At 68.0% G+C, this 19,657-nt stretch carries 21 protein-coding genes and 1 pseudogene; 19 read left to right on the top strand and 3 right to left on the bottom strand.

Translation table 11 applies throughout. The features are described from left to right. The first annotated feature begins 29 nt into the window (after window positions 1-29). The 5 genes from QX204_RS29605 to QX204_RS29585 all read left to right on the top strand — a co-directional run bounded on the left by QX204_RS29605 (window position 30) and on the right by QX204_RS29585 (window position 5,374). On the top strand, window positions 30-848 hold the full coding sequence (locus QX204_RS29605) for an alpha/beta fold hydrolase (protein WP_301903764.1): 819 nt from the start codon (window positions 30-32) through the stop codon (window positions 846-848). Between the two features lie 119 nt (window positions 849-967). Continuing rightward, window positions 968-1,981: an alpha/beta hydrolase gene (locus tag QX204_RS29600; RefSeq protein ID WP_301903763.1), complete on the top strand. Its 1,014-nt coding sequence runs from the start codon at window positions 968-970 to the stop codon at window positions 1,979-1,981. A 399-nt stretch (window positions 1,982-2,380) separates the two neighbouring features. After that, a complete protein-coding gene (locus QX204_RS29595; RefSeq protein WP_301903762.1) occupies window positions 2,381-3,373 on the top strand; it encodes an alpha/beta hydrolase in 993 nt (330 codons plus the stop codon). Between the two features lie 151 nt (window positions 3,374-3,524). Then, window positions 3,525-4,883, top strand: coding sequence for a D-inositol-3-phosphate glycosyltransferase (gene mshA / locus QX204_RS29590; RefSeq protein ID WP_301908147.1), 1,359 nt, complete (start codon window positions 3,525-3,527; stop codon window positions 4,881-4,883). Further along, window positions 4,880-5,374 (top strand): type III secretion system chaperone family protein, encoded by a 495-nt coding sequence (locus tag QX204_RS29585; RefSeq protein ID WP_301903761.1) that lies wholly within the window; start codon window positions 4,880-4,882, stop codon window positions 5,372-5,374. The genes mshA and QX204_RS29585 overlap by 4 nt, the downstream gene beginning before the upstream one ends. Before the next feature lie 51 nt (window positions 5,375-5,425). Here QX204_RS29585 and QX204_RS29580 read toward each other — a convergent pair whose 3' ends face one another. Continuing rightward, window positions 5,426-6,601, bottom strand: coding sequence for a lipase family protein (locus tag QX204_RS29580; protein WP_301903760.1), 1,176 nt, complete (start codon window positions 6,599-6,601; stop codon window positions 5,426-5,428). A gap of 187 nt (window positions 6,602-6,788) precedes the next feature. On the opposite strand from QX204_RS29580, the gene QX204_RS29575 reads away from it, so the two are divergent. From QX204_RS29575 to QX204_RS29545, 7 genes are all read left to right on the top strand, one after another. Next, window positions 6,789-7,682: an ROK family protein gene (locus tag QX204_RS29575; protein WP_301903759.1), complete on the top strand. Its 894-nt coding sequence runs from the start codon at window positions 6,789-6,791 to the stop codon at window positions 7,680-7,682. 86 nt (window positions 7,683-7,768) lie between these two features. Further along, the gene (locus QX204_RS29570) at window positions 7,769-7,945 is read left to right on the top strand and encodes a KOW domain-containing RNA-binding protein (protein WP_301903758.1); all 177 of its coding nucleotides are present in this window, start codon (window positions 7,769-7,771) and stop codon (window positions 7,943-7,945) included. 27 nt (window positions 7,946-7,972) lie between these two features. Next, window positions 7,973-8,710, top strand: a complete 738-nt coding sequence (locus tag QX204_RS29565; RefSeq protein ID WP_301903757.1) for a phosphoglyceromutase — start codon at window positions 7,973-7,975, stop codon at window positions 8,708-8,710. A gap of 132 nt (window positions 8,711-8,842) precedes the next feature. Next, window positions 8,843-9,190: a DoxX family protein gene (locus QX204_RS29560; RefSeq protein WP_301903756.1), complete on the top strand. Its 348-nt coding sequence runs from the start codon at window positions 8,843-8,845 to the stop codon at window positions 9,188-9,190. Between the two features lie 15 nt (window positions 9,191-9,205). Continuing rightward, window positions 9,206-9,514, top strand: coding sequence for a winged helix-turn-helix transcriptional regulator (locus tag QX204_RS29555; RefSeq protein ID WP_301903755.1), 309 nt, complete (start codon window positions 9,206-9,208; stop codon window positions 9,512-9,514). A 130-nt stretch (window positions 9,515-9,644) separates the two neighbouring features. After that, a complete protein-coding gene (locus QX204_RS29550; RefSeq protein ID WP_056816211.1) occupies window positions 9,645-10,883 on the top strand; it encodes a sensor histidine kinase in 1,239 nt (412 codons plus the stop codon). Continuing rightward, window positions 10,880-11,569, top strand: coding sequence for a response regulator (locus QX204_RS29545; RefSeq protein WP_101465521.1), 690 nt, complete (start codon window positions 10,880-10,882; stop codon window positions 11,567-11,569). The genes QX204_RS29550 and QX204_RS29545 overlap by 4 nt, the downstream gene beginning before the upstream one ends. An 80-nt stretch (window positions 11,570-11,649) precedes the next feature. On the opposite strand, the gene QX204_RS29540 is transcribed toward QX204_RS29545, so the two are convergent. Beyond that, window positions 11,650-11,979, bottom strand: a complete 330-nt coding sequence (locus tag QX204_RS29540) for a hypothetical protein (RefSeq protein ID WP_301903754.1) — start codon at window positions 11,977-11,979, stop codon at window positions 11,650-11,652. Between the two features lie 70 nt (window positions 11,980-12,049). Then, on the bottom strand, window positions 12,050-12,874 hold the full coding sequence (locus QX204_RS29535; protein WP_301908146.1) for a DUF3109 family protein: 825 nt from the start codon (window positions 12,872-12,874) through the stop codon (window positions 12,050-12,052). Window positions 12,875-12,993: 119 nt separating this feature from the next. On the opposite strand from QX204_RS29535, the gene QX204_RS29530 reads away from it, so the two are divergent. The 7 genes and pseudogenes from QX204_RS29530 (at window position 12,994) to QX204_RS29500 (ending at window position 19,533) form a co-directional block, all read left to right on the top strand. Then, the gene (locus tag QX204_RS29530; RefSeq protein WP_301903753.1) at window positions 12,994-13,980 is read left to right on the top strand and encodes a Ppx/GppA family phosphatase; all 987 of its coding nucleotides are present in this window, start codon (window positions 12,994-12,996) and stop codon (window positions 13,978-13,980) included. A 1,787-nt stretch (window positions 13,981-15,767) separates the two neighbouring features. Next, window positions 15,768-16,034, top strand: a pseudogene (locus QX204_RS29525) (hypothetical protein); the annotation flags it as partial. 16 nt (window positions 16,035-16,050) lie between these two features. Continuing rightward, on the top strand, window positions 16,051-16,935 hold the full coding sequence (locus QX204_RS29520; RefSeq protein WP_301903752.1) for a sugar phosphate isomerase/epimerase family protein: 885 nt from the start codon (window positions 16,051-16,053) through the stop codon (window positions 16,933-16,935). 168 nt (window positions 16,936-17,103) lie between these two features. Then, a complete protein-coding gene (locus QX204_RS29515) occupies window positions 17,104-17,970 on the top strand; it encodes a thioesterase family protein (RefSeq protein ID WP_301903751.1) in 867 nt (288 codons plus the stop codon). Between the two features lie 28 nt (window positions 17,971-17,998). Next, entirely contained in the window at window positions 17,999-18,817 is an 819-nt protein-coding gene (gene proC / locus QX204_RS29510; protein WP_301903750.1) for a pyrroline-5-carboxylate reductase, read from the top strand. 144 nt (window positions 18,818-18,961) lie between these two features. Next, the gene (locus tag QX204_RS29505; protein ID WP_228537168.1) at window positions 18,962-19,243 is read left to right on the top strand and encodes a helix-turn-helix domain-containing protein; all 282 of its coding nucleotides are present in this window, start codon (window positions 18,962-18,964) and stop codon (window positions 19,241-19,243) included. A gap of 188 nt (window positions 19,244-19,431) precedes the next feature. After that, window positions 19,432-19,533, top strand: a complete 102-nt coding sequence (locus QX204_RS29500; protein WP_003402602.1) for a 30S ribosomal protein bS22 — start codon at window positions 19,432-19,434, stop codon at window positions 19,531-19,533. Window positions 19,534-19,657: the final 124 nt, after the last annotated feature.

Below are 19,657 nucleotides of genomic sequence, written 5' to 3'. Positions count from 1 at the left end.
CGCGAGACTGCGCCGATTAGCCTGTCGGTATGGCTATTCGCGATGCTGTCAGTGCCGATGGAACGAGGATCGTCTACCAGGTGAGCGGTACCGGTAGACCGCTGGTGCTGTTGCACGGGTGGGCGGGCAATCTGCGCTGCTGGGGTGCTGCCGCGGCTGATCTGGCCGAGCGACACCGGGTGATCGCGGTCGACCTGCGCGGGCACGGGTACTCCGACGATCCCGGCGCCGGCTACGACGATCCGAAGGCGTGGGCAGGCGATGTGGCCGCGGTGCTGGCCGCCGAGGGCATCGACTCCGATGCGGTGCTGCTCGGCTGGTCCTACGGCGGGATCGTCGCCACCGACTACCTGGCCACCTATGGCACCTCGGCTGTCGCGGGTGTCGTCTACTGCGGTGCGCCCGCCCATATCGGCCGCGATGTGCCCGGTGCGGCTCCCGGGCCCGCGATGGAGAAGGCGATTCCGGGGGTGTTCGACGAGGCCGCCGGGCGTGCGGTGCGTGCGTTCTCGGTGTTCGGCAATGCCAATACCGGGCCGGGCGCGGACAAGGGCGTCGACGCGCAGCGATTGTTCGGCGGCAGTCTCGCGACCCCGCCCTCGGTTCGGAAGGCGCTGTTCTATCGCACGATCGACAACACCGAAACGCTACGCGCCCTGGATGTTCCGGTGCTGGTGCTGCATGGCACCGACGACCCGGTGGTCCCCGCGGCCAACGGCCAGTACATCCTCGACAATGCCCCTGACGCCCGTGGTTCCTTCTGGGAAGGGGCCCAGCACGGGCTCTTCATCGAGGACCGGCCGCGCTTCTTCGCCGAGGTCAGCGCGTTTATCGACGCGCTGGAGTGAGTTCGGCGCACCCCGCCCGCTGTGAATCGGAAATGTTTCAGAAACATGTCCGGGGCAGGTGAGGGCGACTTACTCTGAGCCCGACGGCCTTGTCCCGTGGCCGGGCATGGAGGTGGCGCATGAGCGTCTTGACGCGTTGTGTGCTGGTTCTCGCGGCGGCCTTGACGTGCGCCGCCCCGGTGGCCGGAGCGAGCCCGGCCGCCGACGCCACGCGGCTGATCTCCGTCGCGCCCGGTCCCGGCCGGGTCGTCGAGCTGGTGGTGCACTCCGCCGCCATGGCGAAATCGGTGACCGTGGCGGTGTTGCCCGCGCGCGACGGTACGGCGAAGGCGCCGGTGCTGTATCTGCTCAACGGCGTCGACGGCGGCGTCGGCCCCACCGGTGCTTGGCGCGACGGCGGCAACTGGCTCACCCGCACCGACGCCGAGGCCTTCTTCGCCGACAAACAGGTCACCGTCGTGATGCCGATCGGCGGCGCGGGCAGCTACTACGCCGACTGGCGGGCCGATGATCCCGTCCTCGGTCGTCAGCGCTGGACGACCTTCCTCACCAGCGAATTGCCCCGCGTCATCGACGCCGAGTTCCGCGGCGACGGCGTCAATGCCGTCGCGGGGGTGTCGATGGCGGGCACTGCGGCCTTCCAGCTGGCGCTCGCGGCGCCCCAGCTCTACCGGGCCGTCGGGTCCTACAGCGGCTGCGTCTCCACCAGCGGTCCGCAGGGCCACGCCATCGTCAATACCGTCGTCTCCGGTCAGAACGGCGACCCTGTGAACATGTGGGGACAACCCGGCGACCCTCTCTGGGCTGCCAACGATCCCTTTCTGCACGCCGAGCGCCTACGCGGCCTTGCCATCTACGTCTCGTCCGGGACCGGCCTTCCCGGCGGGCTCGACACCGTCGACGGACCTGGGCTACACGGTGATTCGATGAAGCTGGTTGACCAGTTGATCGTCGGCGGCGCCCTCGACGCGGTCACCGGCATGTGCACACAGCAGCTCGCCACCCGCTTTCACGACCTGGCCATCCCCGCCACAATCGACTTGCGCCCCAACGGAACTCACTCCTGGGGCTATTGGCGCGACGACCTCCGTCGCTCCTGGCCGCTGTTCGCCGCGGCCCTGCGGGTCGGCTGAACCTGCCTTCTGCTCGCAGGTCGCGTCGGCTGCTGATTCATGAGATGCGAATAACTTTGCATGCATGTTGTGTCATATTTCGCAATTCGCGAAATCGGTCGAATGGGTCCGACCGGTCTATTTCCGCCGAGGAAATCGGGCAACGGTCTGTGTGGAAGAGGCCACACCGCGACCTGCGGGTTGGCGTAACCGCGCAGGTCGGATCGATGATGTGATCGGTCTGCGGCGACGATGTGATCGGCCCGTGATTGTCGCGGGAAACCAAGAAGAACGAACGTACAGATTTCGGGTAAATCTTCTAGGAATCGTCACAGACTTCCGCTGAGATCGTGTGTAGCGTTCTGGAATGTCGTTGGATCGTATGTGGAGAAGAGGATTCGGCGTCGAGAACGGAGTTCGATGATGTTCGGTCGAGCAGTGGGCGCACGGGTCGTAGTGGCCGTGTCGGTCGTGTTGGCCGGTCTTGTGGTCGGGGCGCCCGCGGGCGCGGAGCCGACAGCGCGGATCGAGGATCAGCGGGTCGAGCCGGATCGCACCATCGATGTGGGCGTGTACTCACCGGCGATGGACATCGTCACCAGGGTGCGGGTGTTGCGGGCCGCGGATCCGAACGCGCCCGCGCCGACGCTGTATCTGCTCAACGGGGTCGGTGGTGGCAGCGACGGCAACTGGCTGGATCGAACCGATGTCGTCGAGTTCTTCAAGGACAAACAGGTCAATGTGGTGATCCCGTTCGGTGGGGCGGGTAGCTACTTCGCGGACTGGAAAACCGACGATCCGGTGCTGGGCAAGCAGCGGTGGACCACGTTCCTCACCAAGGAACTGCCGCCCGTGATCGACAAGGAGTTCGACGGTACCGGGGCCAATGCCATTGCCGGACTGTCGATGGCGGGGACTTCGGTGTTCCAGCTCGCCCTCTCCGAGCCGGGGCTGTACCGGGCGATCGGCTCCTACAGCGGGTGCGTGCGCACGAGTGATCCACGCGGACAAGCGATCGTGCGAACGGTGGTGGGCAGCAGGCTCGGCAACGCGGCCAATATGTGGGGCCCACCCACCGATCCCGAGTGGTCCGACAACGACCCCTACTTGCACGCGGAAGCGTTGCGCGGCACCGACGTCTACATCTCCTCCGGTACCGGCATCCCCGGTCCGTACGACAGCATCGCCACCACCCAGGGCGACCCGGTGCAGCTGACCATGCAGTTGCTGTTCGGCGCCGGGCTGGAGGCCGTCACGAATCTGTGCACCCAGCAGCTGCGCGATCGACTGCAAACGCTCGGCATCCCCGCCACGGTGGACATGCGCCCCAACGGCACCCACTCGTGGGGCTACTGGGAGCAGGACATGCACAAATCGTGGCCCGTGTTCGAGGCAGCGCTGCACCGGGCGTGACCGCCACCGCGCTGTCCGAAATCCGCTCGCGCTCCGGCGCCGGATCGGGCAGGCTCGACCGCGACAAGTCCGTGAACTCACTCACGAATACGCTGTGACAGCCGTCACCGAACCCGGTAGGGGTAACGGTGGTGGCGTCGCGGCGTGCACACTGGAAGGTGTGAGCCAGCGTCATCCCGAACTCTTGCCCCATCGCATCGCGGTGCTATCGGTGCATACCTCGCCGCTGGCGCAGCCCGGCACCGGGGACGCGGGCGGGATGAATGTCTACGTGCTGCAAACCGCGCTCGAGCTGGCCAAACGGGGCACCGAGGTGGAGATCTTCACCCGCGCGACCTCGTCTGAGCTGCCGCCGGTCGCCGAGGCCGGACCCGGCGTGATCGTGCGCCACGTGGTCGCGGGCCCGTTCGAGGGACTCGACAAGCACGAGCTGCCCACCCAGCTGTGTCCGTTCACCGCCGAGGTGCTGCGCCAAGAGGCGCGCCACCTGCCCGGCCACTACGACCTCGTGCACTCGCACTACTGGCTCTCCGGCCAGGTCGGGTGGCTCGCGCGCGATCGCTGGCGGGTGCCGCTGGTGCACACCGCCCACACACTCGCCGCGGTGAAGAACGCCGCGCTGGCCGAGGGCGATACCCCCGAACCCGAAACCAGGGTGATCGGCGAGAAGCAGGTGATCGCCGAGTCCGACCGGCTCGTCGCCAACACCGGTGACGAAGCCCGTCAGCTCGTCGACCTCTACGGCGCCGCACCCGACCGCATCGACGTGGTGCCGCCCGGCGCCGACCTGACCCGCTACCGCCCCGGCGACAAGCTCGCCGCGCGCACCGAACTCGGTCTGCGCGCCGACGAGCAGATCGTCGCGTTCGTCGGCCGGATCCAGCCGCTCAAGGCCCCCGATGTGCTCGTGCGGGCCGCGGCCGAGCTCCTGAGTCGGGATCCGAGCCGCAAGCTGCGTGTGTTGATCGTGGGCGGGCCGTCCGGGACCGGACTGGCCAAGCCGCACGCGCTGATCGAACTGGCCGCCGATCTCGGCATCGCCGATCGGGTCACGTTCCTGCCGCCGCAGCCCGCCGACAAGCTCGTGCAGGTATATCGCGCGGCCGACGTGGTCGCCGTGCCCAGCTACAACGAATCCTTCGGCCTGGTCGCCATCGAGGCACAGGCCAGCGGCACTCCGGTGCTCGCCGCCGACGTCGGCGGTCTCGGCACCGCGGTTCGCAACCACGAGTCCGGCCTGCTGGTGCCGGGGCATCGCACGCCCGACTGGGCCGACGCGCTGGCCGCCCTGCTCGACGATGCCGATCGGCTGACCCGCATGGGCGCGACCGCGGTCGAGCACGCGAGCCGGTTCTCCTGGGCGCACACCGCCGACGGGCTGCTCGACAGCTACGCTGCCGCGATGGCCGGATTCCGCGCCGAACGCGGACCGATCGCCCTGTACGCGGGCGAGACAGGTCAGGCCAGATCACGGGCGCTGTGGCGGCGCCGGACGGGAGCGCACAGGTGAGCGCCGTTGCACAGATCATCGACGACACGCTGCGCGATCGTGAGATCGAATACACCCGCCACGGTGACGACACCTTCATCGTCGTGCTGCCGGGTGAGCGCAAGCTGAAGACCACGGTGATGCTGACCGTCGGCAAGCACGGGGTCCGCATCGAATCCTTCGTCTGCCGCAAGCCCGACGAGAACTTCGAAGGCGTCTACAAATACCTGCTGCGGCGCAACCGCCGCCTCTACGGGGTGGCCTACACCCTCGACAACGTCGGCGACATCTACCTGGTCGGCCGGATGTCGGCCGAGTCGGTCACCGCCGACGAACTCGACCGCATCTTCGGTCAGATCCTCGAAGCCGTCGACAACGACTTCAACATCCTGCTCGAGCTCGGTTTCGCCGAATCCATTCGCAAGGAATGGAAGTGGCGGGTCTCGCGGGGTGAGTCGCTGAAGAATCTGCGCGCCTTCGAGCACATCATCGACGACGCCGACAAGGTCTGAGAACACGACGATGCCGGACAGGAGAGTTCCTGTCCGGCATCGTTTCTCAGCTCAGCAGTTGGTCGGGACCGGTTCGTTGCGGAAGCGGGCCTCGACGTAGTTCCAGGCGTCGGGGAAACCCGCCACGGCGGCGGTCATGTGCTCGGAGATCTCGACGGTGTTCAACTGCACCGGCGCACCCGCACCGCACCAACGGGCGATGGTGTCGGCCACCGGCGCGTACGGGGTGAGGATGTCGTACTTGCCTTGCCAGATGTAGGTGGGTGCGGTCGGCGCGCCCTGGAAGTGCACGAGGCTGTTCTCGCGCAGCACGCCACGGGCCACCTGGCTGCCCAACAGCTCCTTGGATGCCGCCATCTGGTCGGCGTTGCGCAGGGCGCCGTGGAACAGCAGGAAGCGGCGGCACGCGTCCTTGGTGAATTCCCGGAACCACAGGCCGTTCTCGTTGAGCTGGTCCGACACCGGCACCTGATCGGGGTACTCGCGCTCGATGCCCATCGCGGCGGCGAAGGCGAGGCCGAAGCCGGGGTGCGGCGCGAAACCGAGTGCGTCGGCCATCAATTCGAGGTCGGCGGGGATGCCGCCGGACACCACGGCCGCGAGCTTCAGCTCCGGCGCGTAGGTGGGCTGCAGTGCGCCCGCCCACGCGGTGGCCATGCCGCCGCCGGAGTAGCCGGCGATCGCGACCGGCGAGTTGCCGACACCCAGTTCGGCGACCTTCTGCACGGCGCGCACGCTGTCGAGGGTGACCATGCCGCTGAGCTTGGCCGCACCGTAGGCCACGGTCGGGCCGAGGTAGTCGGGCACCGAGATCGCCCAGCCGCGCGCCAACGGCAGCATGGCGCCGGGCGCGTCCTGCAGTTCGCCGTTGAACAGCGACTGCGAGGGGTTGCAGCGGGTGCCGATGGAGTTGATCAGCGCCTGGTAGGACACCAGCGGCGGGTTCTTCACCCCGACCGGCATGAGCACGGTGGTGACGCCCATGATCGCGTCGCCCGCCGAGTTGGTGGACCGGAAAGCGACCTGGTGGCCTTCGGTGCCCGGGTACATCCAGGTGTCGATGTGGCGGGTCCGCACGACATCGCCGGGTGCCAGCGCGCTGATGTCAGCCGGTGCGGTGAAGAACGGATCCGGATCCGGCGTCGGATAGAGCGGGTTCGCACCCGCGGGAGCGGCGAACAAGCCCACTGAGAGCAGACTCAACACCAATACAGCGATTTTCGACACAGCTTTCCTTCATCAACAGTAGTGCTGCCCAACGAAACGACCCGACCCGTGCAGAAGTATCTAACGAAAACCGGTGATCTGTACCGACCAGTAGTCAAAGTGTCGCGTGCCACACCTTGTGACGCTTCACATCAGCGAGGGGCAGAACCGGTGCTGGTCAGGCCCGATGCGGTAGGTAGGAGTGGTGATGGCGGTACTTGCGCTCGATATCGGGGCGACGAAATTTGCCGCGGGAGTTGTGGACCCGCACTACGGGCTGCACGGAGTGCGCCGGGCGGCCGCCGCGTCGGACGACCCGTGGGCGACATGTCGGCAGCTTCTGGTCGCTGTGGCAGGTGACAACGAAGTGCGCGCGGTAGGGATCGGGTCGGCCGGACCGGTCGACGTACCGGCCGGGGTGATCCGGCCGTTGAACCTCGCGGCGTGGCGGGACGGATTCGCGATCGTCGAGCAGGTGCGAGCGCTGTTCCCGAATGCGGTGGTGCGGTTGGCGATCGACGGCGCGTGTCTGGTGCTGGCCGAGCATCGAGTCGGTGGGTTGCGTGGGGTGGACAACGGGTTGGCCTTGACGGTGTCGTCAGGGGTCGGTGGGGGGATCATCGCCGACGGGCGAGTCGTGGTGGGGCGCACGGGCAATGCCGGTCACCTCGGGCACATCGTGGTGCCCGGCGACGACACCGCTTGTCCCTGTGGAGGAGTCGGGTGCGTGGAGGCGGTGGCGAGCGGGATGTCGTCGGTGCGATGGGCGCGTGCGCGCGGCTGGGCGGGCGAGAGCGGCGTCGAGCTCGCCGAGGCCGCGCATGGTGGTGACCCGATCGCGCTAGCCGCCCTGGCTCGTGCGGGAACCGCCTTGGGGCAGGCGATCTCGTCGGCGGCCGCGCTGCTGGATGTGGACCGGGTGGTGATCAGCGGTGGGTTCGCGCAGTCGGGGGAGCCGTTGTGGGGGCCGTTGCGGGCTGCCGTCGCCAGGCACTCGGGGCTCGAATTCATTCAGGATCTGTCGGTGCGACTGTCGACGCTGAGCGAGGGCGCCACGCTCGTCGGTGCCGGAGTGCTCGCGGTCGAGGCGGCCGCCGGCTGAGGCGGTGTGAGGACTCTTCGGTCCGACTGCGGATGCGCTCGGCGCGTTCGTTATGCCTGGTCGTCGGCGCGCGTAGCCTCGACGAGGTGGCTGCCGACTACGTGCCGGGCGATGTCGTCCATATTCCGGAGGGTCCGTTCCAGGGGGTGTGCGCCGTAGTGCGCGAGGTCGACCCGGTGGCGTCACGATTACAGGTCGACGCGCTGGTCAAAGGCGGACCCTACGAGCTGAGCATCGGCTTCGACGAGGTGGAGTGGGCCTGACATCGTCGAAATGTCAGAATGACCCCTATGACCTACACCCTCGTGCTGCTGCGCCACGGCGAGAGCGAATGGAACGCCCTCAACCTGTTCACCGGCTGGGTGGACGTGCAACTCACCGACAAGGGCATCGCCGAGGGTAAACGGGCCGGAGAGCTGCTCAAAGAGGCAGGCATCCTGCCCGACATCGTCTACACCTCGCTGCTGCGCCGCGCGATCAGCACCGCCGACAACGCCCTCGGCACCGCCGACCGGCTGTGGATCCCGGTCGTGCGCGACTGGCGCCTCAACGAGCGCCACTACGGCGACCTGCAGGGCAAGAACAAGGAGCAGGTCCGCGAGCAGTACGGCCAGGAGCAGTTCATGCTGTGGCGTCGCAGCTACGACACCCCGCCGCCGCCGATCCAGCCCGACAACGAGTACAGCCAGGAAGGCGACCCGCGCTACGCGGGCATCGAGGTCCCCGAGACCGAGTGCCTGCTCGATGTGGTCAAGCGGATGGTCCCGTACTGGGAGGACACCATCTCCGCGGAACTGCGCACCGGCAAGACCGTACTGGTCGCCGCGCACGGCAACTCGCTGCGCGCGCTGGTGAAACACCTCGACGGCATTTCGGACGAGGACATCTCCGGCCTGAACATCCCCACCGGTATCCCGCTGGTCTACGAACTGGACGAGAACATGCGTCCGGTGAAGGCCGCCGAGTACCTCGACCCGGCCGCCGCTGCCGCCGGTGCCGCCGCCGTCGCCAACCAGGGCGGCAAGTAACTCCAACGCCTCGGCCCCACATCGTTCGACGGTGTGGGGCCGTTGTGCTGTCCAGGCGATGTCACACTCTCGTCGGCTGCGTCGTCACCTCGGTAGATCCGCGAAACGCGCGGTTGCCGAAGGAGTTACGCCATGTTCACCGCCTACGTCATCGTCACCGTCGTCGCCGCACTGTGGGTGGGGTTCTCGGCGTTCTCCCTGCTGCGCCGGGCGCCGTTCGTGGTGGAGCCGCTGGTGGAATACGGCGTCCCGCAGACCTGGTGGACGCCGCTGGGAATCGCCAAGGCCCTCGGTGCGGCGGGTCTGCTGGTGGGGTTGTTCGTGCCGGTGATCGGGGTACTGGCCGCGATCGGGCTGATCCTGTATTTCGCCGGTGCGGTCGTGACGGTGCTGCGGGCGCGCTCGTACAAGACGGTGGCGTTCCCGGTGCTGTACCTGGCGCCGGTCGCGGTGGCTTTGGGTCTCGGGATCGCGGCGTAATCGACGACTCGGTCGGTGGATCAGTTCGCCGATGCGTGGCTGCCGGTAGTGGGGTACCCGCTGGGCGATGGTCCGCAACGTCACAGCCAACTCTCCGTGGGCGCTGGTGGGATCAGTCGGAAGGCGTTCACCCGAACGTTGCGGCGGATGGAGCGGATGACGCTCGTACGCAGGCGGCGGTATGCCGAAGCGCCGCCGCGAGTCGAATCCGAACTCACCGAAGCGGGCCACGAACTGCTCGTTCCGATATATGCGCTCGGCGCATGGATCGAAGGGCGCGGGCCCGCGATGGCCGCCGCGACGCAGGGCGAATCGCCGAACTGACACGCCCGGCGGAGCTTCAGGTGCCCGCCGGGTGAACGGCAAAAGAACGCCATACCAAGTGCCTGTGACCTGCGTGAAACTTCGCCGACCCGCCGACGTTATGTCGCTCCGCACTCGTACGATCAATCTTGTGAGTGTTCCGCAGGCAGTGCTGTTGGCAGTCCTCGCGGCTGTCGTCGGGCTGGCAGTCGGGGGCCTGCTGATCCCGTTCGTCAATGCCAGGCAAGCCGCCCGTACCCAGGAAGACACCGGGCTGACCATGTCGCAGGTGCTCGACCTGATCGTGCTCGCGTCCGAATCCGGCATCGCCGTCGTCGACGAATACCGCGATGTGGTGCTGGTGAATCCGCGCGCCGAGGAACTCGGGTTGGTCCGCAACCGGTTGCTCGACGAACGCGCGTGGGCGGCGGTGGAGAAGGTTCTGGCGACCGGTGAGTCCGCCGAATACGACCTCACCGCCAAGAACCCGCTACCCGGTCGCGGCCGGATCGCCGTGCGTGGCGTGGCCCGCAAGCTCTCCCGCGAGGAAACCAGCTTCGTCGTGCTGTTCGCCGACGACGATTCCGAGCAGGCCCGCATGGAGGCCACCCGCCGCGATTTCGTCGCCAATGTGAGCCATGAACTCAAGACCCCCGTCGGCGCGATGAGCCTGCTGGCCGAGGCCATGCTGGAATCGGCCGACGATCCCGAAGCCGTGCGCCACTTCGGTTCCCGTGTGCTCGGGGAATCGCGACGCCTCGGCAAGATGGTGACCGAGCTGATCGCGCTGTCGCGCTTGCAGGGCGCCGAGAAACTGCCCGATCTGGCCGTGGTCGACGTCGACACGGTGGTGCAGCAGGCGGTCGACCGCTCGCGCACCGCCGCCGAGGCCGCCGGAATCACCGTCAGCACCGACCGGCCGAGTGGGCTGGAAGTGCTCGGCGACGAGACGTTGCTGGTGACCGCGCTGTCGAATCTGGTGGAGAACGCGATCGCGTATTCGCCACAGGGTTCGCATGTGTCGGTGAGCCGGTCGCTGCGCGGCGATCATGTCGCGATGGCGGTCACCGATCGCGGTATCGGGATCGCCAAGGAAGACCAGGAACGGGTGTTCGAGCGGTTCTTCCGTTCCGACAAGGCCCGTTCCCGATCGACCGGCGGCACCGGGCTCGGCCTGGCCATCGTGAAGCACGTGGCGGCCAATCACAACGGTGAAATCACCCTGTGGAGCAAACTGGGCACCGGCTCGACGTTCACGCTGCGCATCCCCGCCCATCTGGAAACCGATGGTGACGAGGACGCGGAACAGACGCCGGAGTCCACCACGAGAGAAACCACCGTCCCGCGCACTCTCGCGGGACGAACGAACGGTGTGGAGGCACGCAGATGACGAGTGTGTTGATCGTCGAAGACGAGGATTCGCTGGCCGAGCCGCTGGCGTTTCTGCTTCGCAAGGAAGGCTTCGACGTCACCGTCGTCGGCGACGGTCCGTCCGCGCTGGCCGAATTCGACCGCTCCGGCGCCGATATCGTGCTGCTCGACCTGATGCTGCCGGGCATGAGCGGCACCGACGTGTGCAAGCAGTTGCGCACGCGCAGCGGCGTGCCGGTGATCATGGTGACCGCGCGCGACAGCGAGATCGACAAGGTCGTCGGACTGGAACTGGGCGCCGACGACTACGTCACCAAGCCGTACTCGGCGCGCGAGCTGATCGCGCGGATCCGGGCCGTGCTGCGCCGCGGCGCCGGTGACGAGCTGGACTCCGGCAGCGAGAACAGCGTGCTGGAGGCCGGACCGGTGCGGATGGATGTGGACCGGCACACCGTGCACGTCAACGGTGGTCAGGTCACGTTGCCGCTCAAGGAGTTCGACCTGCTCGAGTACCTGCTGCGCAACTCCGGTCGTGTGCTCACCCGTGGCCAGCTGATCGACCGGGTGTGGGGCGCCGACTACGTGGGCGACACCAAGACCCTCGACGTGCACGTCAAGCGCCTGCGCTCGAAGATCGAAGCAGACCCGGCCAAGCCGGAACACCTGGTGACTGTGCGAGGACTGGGTTACAAGCTCGAAGCTTGATCTCGACCCCCCAGCGAAAAGGTCCCGTCGGAAATCCGACGGGACCTTTTCGTTCATGGTCGAGATGCCACAGGGGGCGGTTACAGCACGCTCCAGGCGGTGCCGAGGGGGGTTTCGATCTTCTTCAGGGAGACCACCTCGACGCCGTCGAACTGCTTGCAGTCGTAGATCGGCACGTCGGCGCCGTTGCCACGGCAGCCGATGGGCGAGGACGTGCCCTGCGTGCTGATGATGATGTATTTGCCGTTCTTGGCGGCGTCGATCGCCGCGGGGTCGTTGTAGTTCACGAAGTCGGCCGTGAAGTCCGCGTACGCGGCCGGATCACCGTTCGGTTCGGCATGGGCCAGGCCGGTCATGGAGAGGGTCGCGCCGATCGCGAGGGTCGCTGCGTAGATCGCTTTCTTGGACATGAACAGCTATACAACCCGAGTTCGGTGACAGATGCACGACCTACAGATGAACCGAATGGTTACGAGGTTTTCACTCCGAGTGATTCGATCCGTGAGATTCGGGGTTCATCCGCTCGGCTTCCACCGTGGCCGGATGCACCGCGACCAGCCCGAGGCCCTCGCGTCGGCGGCAGTGCCGGGAGAGTTCGTCGTAGGCGGGCGCACCGAGCAACTCGCGCAGCTCCGGGCCGTAGGACTGCCAAACCGGCTTCGCGCCGACGTGGGCGTCGGGGGAGCCGGTGCAGTACCAATCCAGATCCAGGCCGCCTGCGCCCCAGCCGCGCCGGTCGTATTCGGTGACCACCGTGCGCAGGATCTGTACGCCATCGGGGCGTTCCACCCAATCCTGGGTCCGCCGGATCGGCAGCTGCCAGCACACGTCCGGCTTCACTTCCAGGGGTTCGATGCCCTTGCGCACCGCCATGATGTGCAGTGCGCAACCGGGGCCCGCGGCGAAACCGGGGCGATTGAGGAAGATGCAGGCGCCGTCGAAGCGGCGGGTGCGCAAGGCCGGCTCGTCCTCGAGTTCGTCGAGCTCGAGGTAACCCTTCTTGACGACTTTGCCGTGCTCGGTGGCCTCGCCCATCAGCTGCCAGTCCTCGGGTGTGAGCATCTTCACAGCACCGTTGAGGCGTTTGCGGTCGTCCTTGTCGGCGAGGAACGCGCCGTGCGAGCAGCAGCCGTCGTCGGGGCGTTCGGCGATGATGCCCTGGCAGGCGGGCGTGCCGAACACGCACGTCCAGCGCGACAGCAGCCACGTCAGATCTGCGACGATCTGGTGCTCGTCGTTTGCTGGGTCGGTGAACTCGATCCACTCCCGTGGGAAATCGAGCTCGACCTCCGGGGCAGGATCGATCTTTCGCCCAGGTCGGAGCCCGGTCTCCGCGGTGCCAGATGCGCCTTCGGTCACAGCTGCTGACGCTAACAGCTCAGTCGCCTGGCCTGTGGTACCGGATCACCAAGTACCGTATTCGTGTGCGGCTTGGTGTTCTCGATGTCGGAAGCAATACCGTCCACCTGCTCGTGGTGGACGCCCATCGTGGTGGCCACCCGATGCCGATGAGCTCGTCGAAGTCGGCTTTGCGCCTGTCGGAGAGCATGGATTCGATGGGCCGGATCACCGAGGAGGGCGAGGCCCGACTGGTCGCGACCATCCTCGAGTTCGCCGATCTGGCACGCAATTCCAGATGTGTCGAGCTGATGCCGTTCGCCACCTCCGCCCTACGTGAGGCGACCAATTCCGAGGAAGTGCTCGCTCGCGTGCGGTCCTTGACCGGGGTGGATCTGCAGGTGCTCACCGGTGAGGACGAGGCCCGCCTGACGTTCCTCGCGGTGCGCCGCTGGTTCGGCTGGAGCGCGGGCCGGATCATCAATCTCGACATCGGCGGCGGCTCGCTCGAGCTGTCCAACGGCGGCGACGAAGAACCCGATGTGGCGCTGTCGCTGCAACTCGGTGCGGGCAGGCTCACCAGGGAGTGGCTGCGCGACGACCCGCCGGGCAAGCGCAAGATCGCGGTCCTGCGCGACTGGCTCGACGCCGAACTGGTGGTTCCGTCCAAGACTCTTGTCGAGGCAGGCAAACCCGACCTGGCGGTCGGTACCTCGAAGACGTTCCGTTCGCTGGCCCGGTTGACCGGCGCGGCACCCTCGGCCGCGGGCCCCAGGGTGCGACGTACACTGACCAGCTCCGGTCTGCGCCAGCTGATCGCGTTCATCTCTCGGATGACCGCCTCGGACCGCGCGGAACTGGAGGGCGTGAGTTCGGACCGGTCCCAGCAATTGGTGGCCGGAGCATTGGTCGCGGAGGCGAGTATGCGGGCGTTATCGCTCGACAGCATCGAAATCTGCCCATGGGCGCTGCGCGAAGGCCTTATCTTGCGCAAACTGGACTCCGAGCCCAACGGAGGTGGACCGGCCGCGGTGCCGCCGGTCACCCCGGTCGCGGAAGTGGAGTCGGCATGAGCAGTGAGGATTCGAAGCAGCTATCGGTCGCCGAGCTGCTGGCTCGCAATGCCGCGCAGGGGGCAGCGCCCGCTGCCTCCGGCGGCGGTGGACGGCGGCGGCGCAGCGGTCGCGGGCTCTCGGTCAACGATCTGACCGGTGAGAACGCGGCGGTGAAGCCGAATTCGCACGCCGCGCCCGCGCCGCCCGCGCCGGAACCCCCGCCCGCCTATGTCCCCGCGCCGACCTACGCACCCGAACCCGCGGCCTACGAGCCGCCCGCGAGTTATCAGCCCGCGCCCTACCCGCCGCCCGGCCCGGCCGAACCGGCCTTCTCCCCGATGTCGGGCCCGATCGCCCGATTCGACCCCGACGCGGGGTACTCCGCCCCCGATCCACTCGGTCTCGGCGAACAGCGACCGTCGTCGGATCCGTTCGGTCCGTTCCGCGCCGAAGCCCGCGACACCGGCTCCCGTGCGAGCCGTGGTCCGGGTCGGCTCGGCGTGCCGGGCGTGCCCTCGCAGCCGGTCGATCCCGGTATCGCCGAATTGTTCGGCTCCGGTGCGCTGCCCGCTGTCGGTGGCGGCAGACGGCACCGGCCGGAGGAGCCCGACGCCGCCCCGTATCCCGAGCCGCCGAAGCCGCCTCCGGTGACCGGCGGGCGGGCAGCGCGCAGGCGAGCCGCCGAAGCCGCGGAGGAGGCCAACGAGCCGAGCCCGCCCCCCGGCCGCCCGTCGTTCGACGCGCCGCTGTACGAGGCCGGCATCGATGCGCCCCAGGCCTTCATGGGTCGTCCGGGGCAATCCCGCGGCTTGGACGATCTCGCCGATCTCGGCCCTGGTTTCGACAGCTTCTCCGGATCCGGCTTCGACGAGCGTCGGGGCGCCGGATCCTTCGACAGCCGACCCGCCTCGGGGTTCAACGGCCGACCGGGCGAGTCGTTCGACGGCCGACCCGCGTCGGGGTTCAACGCTGGACCGGGCGATGCTTTCGATCCGCAGCCGGGCGCCATCAGTCGGCCGGGCCCCGAGCCCGCCCGAGGTTTCCCCGGGCCGGGCCGCAACGACCCGACGCCAGGCTTCGCCGGACAGCCCCCGGCGCCGGGGTTCAACGGATATCCGCCGCCGAATGTCGAGGCCACGCAGGCCTTCAACCTGGCGCCGGGCGTCGAGGCCCCACCGGCCCGCGGTGCGGATCAGCGCCCGTCGCTGGATCGCAGGCGGGGGGAGCCGAAGTCCGGCGGGCTGCCGTCGTGGTCGGCGCGCAGGCATCGTCCGGACAAGGCGGCGCCCGCCCCCGAGAGCGGTGGTTTCCCGACGGCCGCGTGGTCGCCGGTCAGCCAGGAGCAGCCGCTGGTATCCGGGCAGTCGGTGGCCGGTGACCTGCTGCGACAGCGGGCCGATCGCGGCGGCGTCGACGCGCACACCGAGATCGTGTATCGCGTCGGCGCGGACCAGGCCGACGACGAGGACACCGACGACTACGCCGAGTCCGATTACGTCGATCGCGATTACGTCGACAACGACTACTCCGAATCCGATTACGACGACGCCGCTTTCGACGATGACGACGACTACGACGACGACTACGAACCGAAGCCGACCAGGGCGAGCAGGCGCGCCGCGACCAAAGCGGCCGCGGCGAAGGTGGCGGACCGCGCCAGGTCGAAGGTGGCGAGCCGCGCCAAGTCGAAGACGTCGGGCCGTTCCGACTCGCGGGCTGCGGGCCGGACGGCGGGCAATCGCGCCGGCGGTGCGGTAGCCAGCCGAGCCGCCCGCGTCTCGGCGATGGCGCGCGGCAACGGCGACGACACCAACCGTCGCCAGTGGATGATCCTCGGCGCGCAGAGCGCGGGCGCGGCGGTCGCCGGAATGTTGCTGTTCAAGGGTTTCGAGACGATGTGGGAAACGCTGCCGTGGGTGGCGCTGGCCCTGGCGATGGTGGTGATCCTGGGTCTCGTGGCGCTGGTTCGCGTTCTGCGCCGTACCGACGACATCTTCAGCACGGTGATCGCCGTCGTCGTTGGCGTCTTCGTGACGCTGGGACCGCTAGCCTTTCTCCTCAGTACCAGCTGAATACAGGGAGTGGGCTGTGGGGAACGCACGAGCGGACATCGCGATCGGCCTGTCGACGGCCTCGGTGTATCCGGAGAACACGCAGGCGGCGTTCCGGTACGCCGCCGAATTGGGTTACGACGGTGTGGAATTGATGGTGTGGGCCGAGCCGGCCAGCCAGGACATCGCCACCGTGCAGTCCTACGCCAAGCGCTACGGCGTTCCGGTGCTCGCCGTGCACGCACCGTGTCTGCTGATCTCCCAACGGGTGTGGGGCGCCGACCCGGTAGCCAAGCTGGAACGCAGCGTGCGCACCGCGGAAGCGCTCGGTGCCGACACCGTGGTGGTGCATCCGCCGTTTCGCTGGCAGCGTCGCTACGCCAAGGGATTCGCCGATCAGGTCGGTGAGCTGGAGGCGCATCACCCGGTCAAGGTCGCGGTGGAGAACATGTTCCCGATGCGGGCCGACACCCTGTTCCGCGAGGGCGCGGTGCGCAGGCTGGAACGGCGCGCGGGCCCCGGACGCGCGGTGAGCGCGTTCAGCCCCTCCTACGATCCGACCGACACCGGCTTCGACCACTACACCCTCGACCTCTCGCACACCGCGACCGCGGGCACCGACGCGCTCGAGTTGGCGCGCCGGATGGGCGAGGGCCTGATCCACCTGCACCTGGCCGACGGGCGCGGCGCCGCGCACGACGAACACCTGGTGCCCGGCGACGGCACCCAACCGTGCGCGCAACTGTGTGAACACCTGATACACACCGGTTTCCGTGGCCACGCGGTCGCCGAGATCAACACCCAGAACGCGCGAACCACCGCCGAGCGCTCCGTGCAACTGGCGCGCACTCTCGAATTCGCACGCCGCCATCTCACCGGCGCGACGCCGGACCCTCAGCCGCGCCACGCCGACTTGCCGTGACCGTGCTGCGGCGGGGACATCGTCTCACCGCCGGGGCGCGGCCGTGACCGCGCGGAGCGGCCCGCCTGTGCTGACCTGGCCGTGCCCGCGTATGCAGCGCGGAATACTCGCGGCCCCAGTGTGCTTGTACGCTGTACGAATTGTAGTGCCCCCCGACCAGGAGTGACGATGACGCGAGAACTCGCGACCGACGCGCCGTTCAGCCAGGTTCTCGACCTGACCGAGCTCACCACCACCGATGCCGAGACCGGCCGCTACGCCGGCGTCATCGCGCCCACCTGGACCATCGGCCCCAAGGTGCACGGTGGCACCATGGTCGCGGCCACCGCCGCCGCGGCGACCCGCTGGCTCACCGAGGCCGACGAATCGCTCGCCCGGATGGCTCCGATCGCGGCCAGCACCGACTTCCTCGGCGCGCCCGATCCCGGCGAGGTCGAATACGCGGTACACATCCGGAAGAAGGGTCGCCAGATCTGCCTGGCCGACGTCGACCTGATCCAGAACGGTCGCACCCTCGTCCGAACCGCGTTCACCTTCGGCCATCTCGACTCCGCGCAGACTCGCTGGACCGGCCCCGACACCGACATGCCCGCCGAGCCGGGCGAACAAGCCTTCCAGTACACCCCCGATTCGCCGATGGGCAAGATCGTGCACGTCAGCCGGGGCGCCCACATGGTGATCGATCCGACCTGGGGCGAATTCCTGCGCGGCGAGACCGGCCCGCCCCGGTTGCGGCTGTGGATCCGCCCGTTCGACGGCGACGAAGCCGATCCGCGGGCGCGCGCCGCCTTCGCGATGATGGCCGCCGACATCAGCCCGCCCGTCCCGATGAACCTGGGCCACTTCGGTTGGTCGCCGACCGTCCAGATGACCACCTATCTGCGCCGCGTCCCCGCGCCCGGTTGGCTGCGCGTCGTCGCGACCGCCCGTGAGGTCGGTGAGCGGATGTTCGACGAGGACCACCTGGTCATCGACTCCACCGGTGCCGTTGTCGCCCAGAGTCGTCAGCTGGCCCTGATCCCGGCGGCACGCTGAGGCCACCGGGCCAACTAACCTTGTTCTCATGACGAGAATTGCGGTGGTCGGTGGCGGTCGGATCGGTGAGGCGCTGGTGGCCGGATTGTTGGAATCCGGCCGGGCGATCAAGGATTTGGTCGTTGTCGAGCCGGTCGCCGCGCGGGCCGCGCAGCTGGCCGAGCGGTTCAAGGTGCGGGTGAGCGGTTCGGTCGCCGACGCTGTCGAGGGCGCCGACATCGTGGTCATCGCGGTGAAGCCCGGTGTGGTCGACTCGGTGCTCACCGACCTGTCCAAGGCCGATCTGGAAAACGGTCGCGATCAGGTGCTCGTCTCGCTGGCCGCCGGTATCTCCACCGCCCGGCTCGAGTCGAAACTGCCCGCCGGTTTCCCGGTGGTGCGGGTGATGTCGAACACCCCGATGCTGGTCGGGCAGGGGATGAGTGTGCAATCGCCCGGTCGCTACGCCAAGCCCGAACAGCTGGAGCAGGTCGGCGAGATGCTCGAAGCCGTCGGCAAAGTGGTGACGGTGCCCGAGGCGCAGATGGACGCGGTCACCGCGGTATCGGGTTCGGGACCGGCGTATTTCTTCCTTGTCGTCGAGGCGATGATCGATGCCGGTGTCGGCCTGGGTCTCACCCGCGAGGTGGCCAGCGAACTGGTCGTGCAGACCATGATCGGCGCGGCGGCGTTGCTGGACGAAACCGGGCAGAGCGCGGCCGAACTGCGCGCCGCGGTCACCTCGCCCGGCGGCACCACCGCCGCGGCGCTGCGCGAGCTGGAGCGTGGTGCGCTGCGCTCGACCTTCACCGAAGCACTACACGCGGCGAAGCGGCGGTCGGCAGAACAGGGCGCAACGAACGAGTGACGATCGGGTACCCGGTTCGAGAACCGATTTCTCACACCCGTCGCAGTAATCCCACTGGTCCCGCTAAGCTCGTAGAAGCACGTGCGTGTCTGTTCCGCTGGTGGGGAAGCCGGCGGCGCGGGCGTGCCGGAGGTCAATGGTGCCATGATGTCTGCGAACAGAATGTCAAGTAATCCATCGGCGTCGGGCGGTGGTTCGGGTTCGCCCGCTCCACGGGTCGGCGCCACCCCGCAAACGGTGATCGGCGGTGGCACTCAGTTTCTCACCGTCGCCGAAGTCGCCGATCTCATGCGGGTGTCGAAAATGACGGTGTATCGGCTCGTGCACTCGGGTGAACTGCCCGCGGTGCGTGTCGGACGCTCGTTCCGAGTGCACGCGAAGGCGGTGCACGACTACCTGGAGACGTCGTACTTCGACGCCGGATGACGTAGTTAGGCCAGGTACAAGGGCGGTTTCGTTGCTGCTCGGGTGCCCCGGTAGCATGGACAACTGGTTCGTGTCCGCCTGCCGGTGGCACCGTTCGTGGTGTCCGGTTGCCCCGGCGGCGCGGACGCCAAACGACGCACGTGAACACCGCGTGTGTATGCCGAGTAGAGAGAACGCGAGGAAACCCTATGGGTTCTGTGATCAAGAAGCGCCGCAAGCGTATGTCGAAGAAGAAGCACCGCAAGCTGCTTCGCCGCACGCGTGTTCAGCGGCGCAAACTCGGCAAGTAAGCCTGCGTGCCCGCGACGAGCCCGTCACCCTTCGAAGGTGGCGGGCTCTCGCTGTGAAAAGCCCGGGTTTGTGAATCTCGCTATGCGGGGACGGGTCGTCCTCGTTAAATGCTTGTAGATCGTG

The sequence above is a fragment of the Nocardia sp. PE-7 genome, assembly GCF_030486425.1.
Lineage (GTDB): Bacteria > Actinomycetota > Actinomycetes > Mycobacteriales > Mycobacteriaceae > Nocardia > Nocardia salmonicida_A.
Note: the sequence above shows the minus strand (reverse complement) of the source record. Positions and strands in the feature narration are given on the sequence as shown.

Bases quoted from the DNA above. Each gene is read 5' to 3' on its own strand.
- QX204_RS29605 (WP_301903764.1), top strand. From the start codon at position 30: ATGGCTATTCGCGATGCTGTCAGTGCCGATGGAACGAGGATCGTCTAC.
- QX204_RS29600 (WP_301903763.1), top strand. From the start codon at position 968: ATGAGCGTCTTGACGCGTTGTGTGCTGGTTCTCGCGGCGGCCTTGACG.
- QX204_RS29595 (WP_301903762.1), top strand. From the start codon at position 2,381: ATGATGTTCGGTCGAGCAGTGGGCGCACGGGTCGTAGTGGCCGTGTCG.
- QX204_RS29575 (WP_301903759.1), top strand. From the start codon at position 6,789: ATGGCGGTACTTGCGCTCGATATCGGGGCGACGAAATTTGCCGCGGGA.
- QX204_RS29565 (WP_301903757.1), top strand. From the start codon at position 7,973: ATGACCTACACCCTCGTGCTGCTGCGCCACGGCGAGAGCGAATGGAAC.
- QX204_RS29560 (WP_301903756.1), top strand. From the start codon at position 8,843: ATGTTCACCGCCTACGTCATCGTCACCGTCGTCGCCGCACTGTGGGTG.
- QX204_RS29545 (WP_101465521.1), top strand. From the start codon at position 10,880: ATGACGAGTGTGTTGATCGTCGAAGACGAGGATTCGCTGGCCGAGCCG.
- QX204_RS29540 (WP_301903754.1), bottom strand. From the start codon at position 11,979: ATGTCCAAGAAAGCGATCTACGCAGCGACCCTCGCGATCGGCGCGACC.
- QX204_RS29515 (WP_301903751.1), top strand. From the start codon at position 17,104: ATGACGCGAGAACTCGCGACCGACGCGCCGTTCAGCCAGGTTCTCGAC.
- proC (WP_301903750.1), top strand. From the start codon at position 17,999: ATGACGAGAATTGCGGTGGTCGGTGGCGGTCGGATCGGTGAGGCGCTG.
- QX204_RS29505 (WP_228537168.1), top strand. From the start codon at position 18,962: ATGATGTCTGCGAACAGAATGTCAAGTAATCCATCGGCGTCGGGCGGT.
- QX204_RS29500 (WP_003402602.1), top strand. From the start codon at position 19,432: ATGGGTTCTGTGATCAAGAAGCGCCGCAAGCGTATGTCGAAGAAGAAG.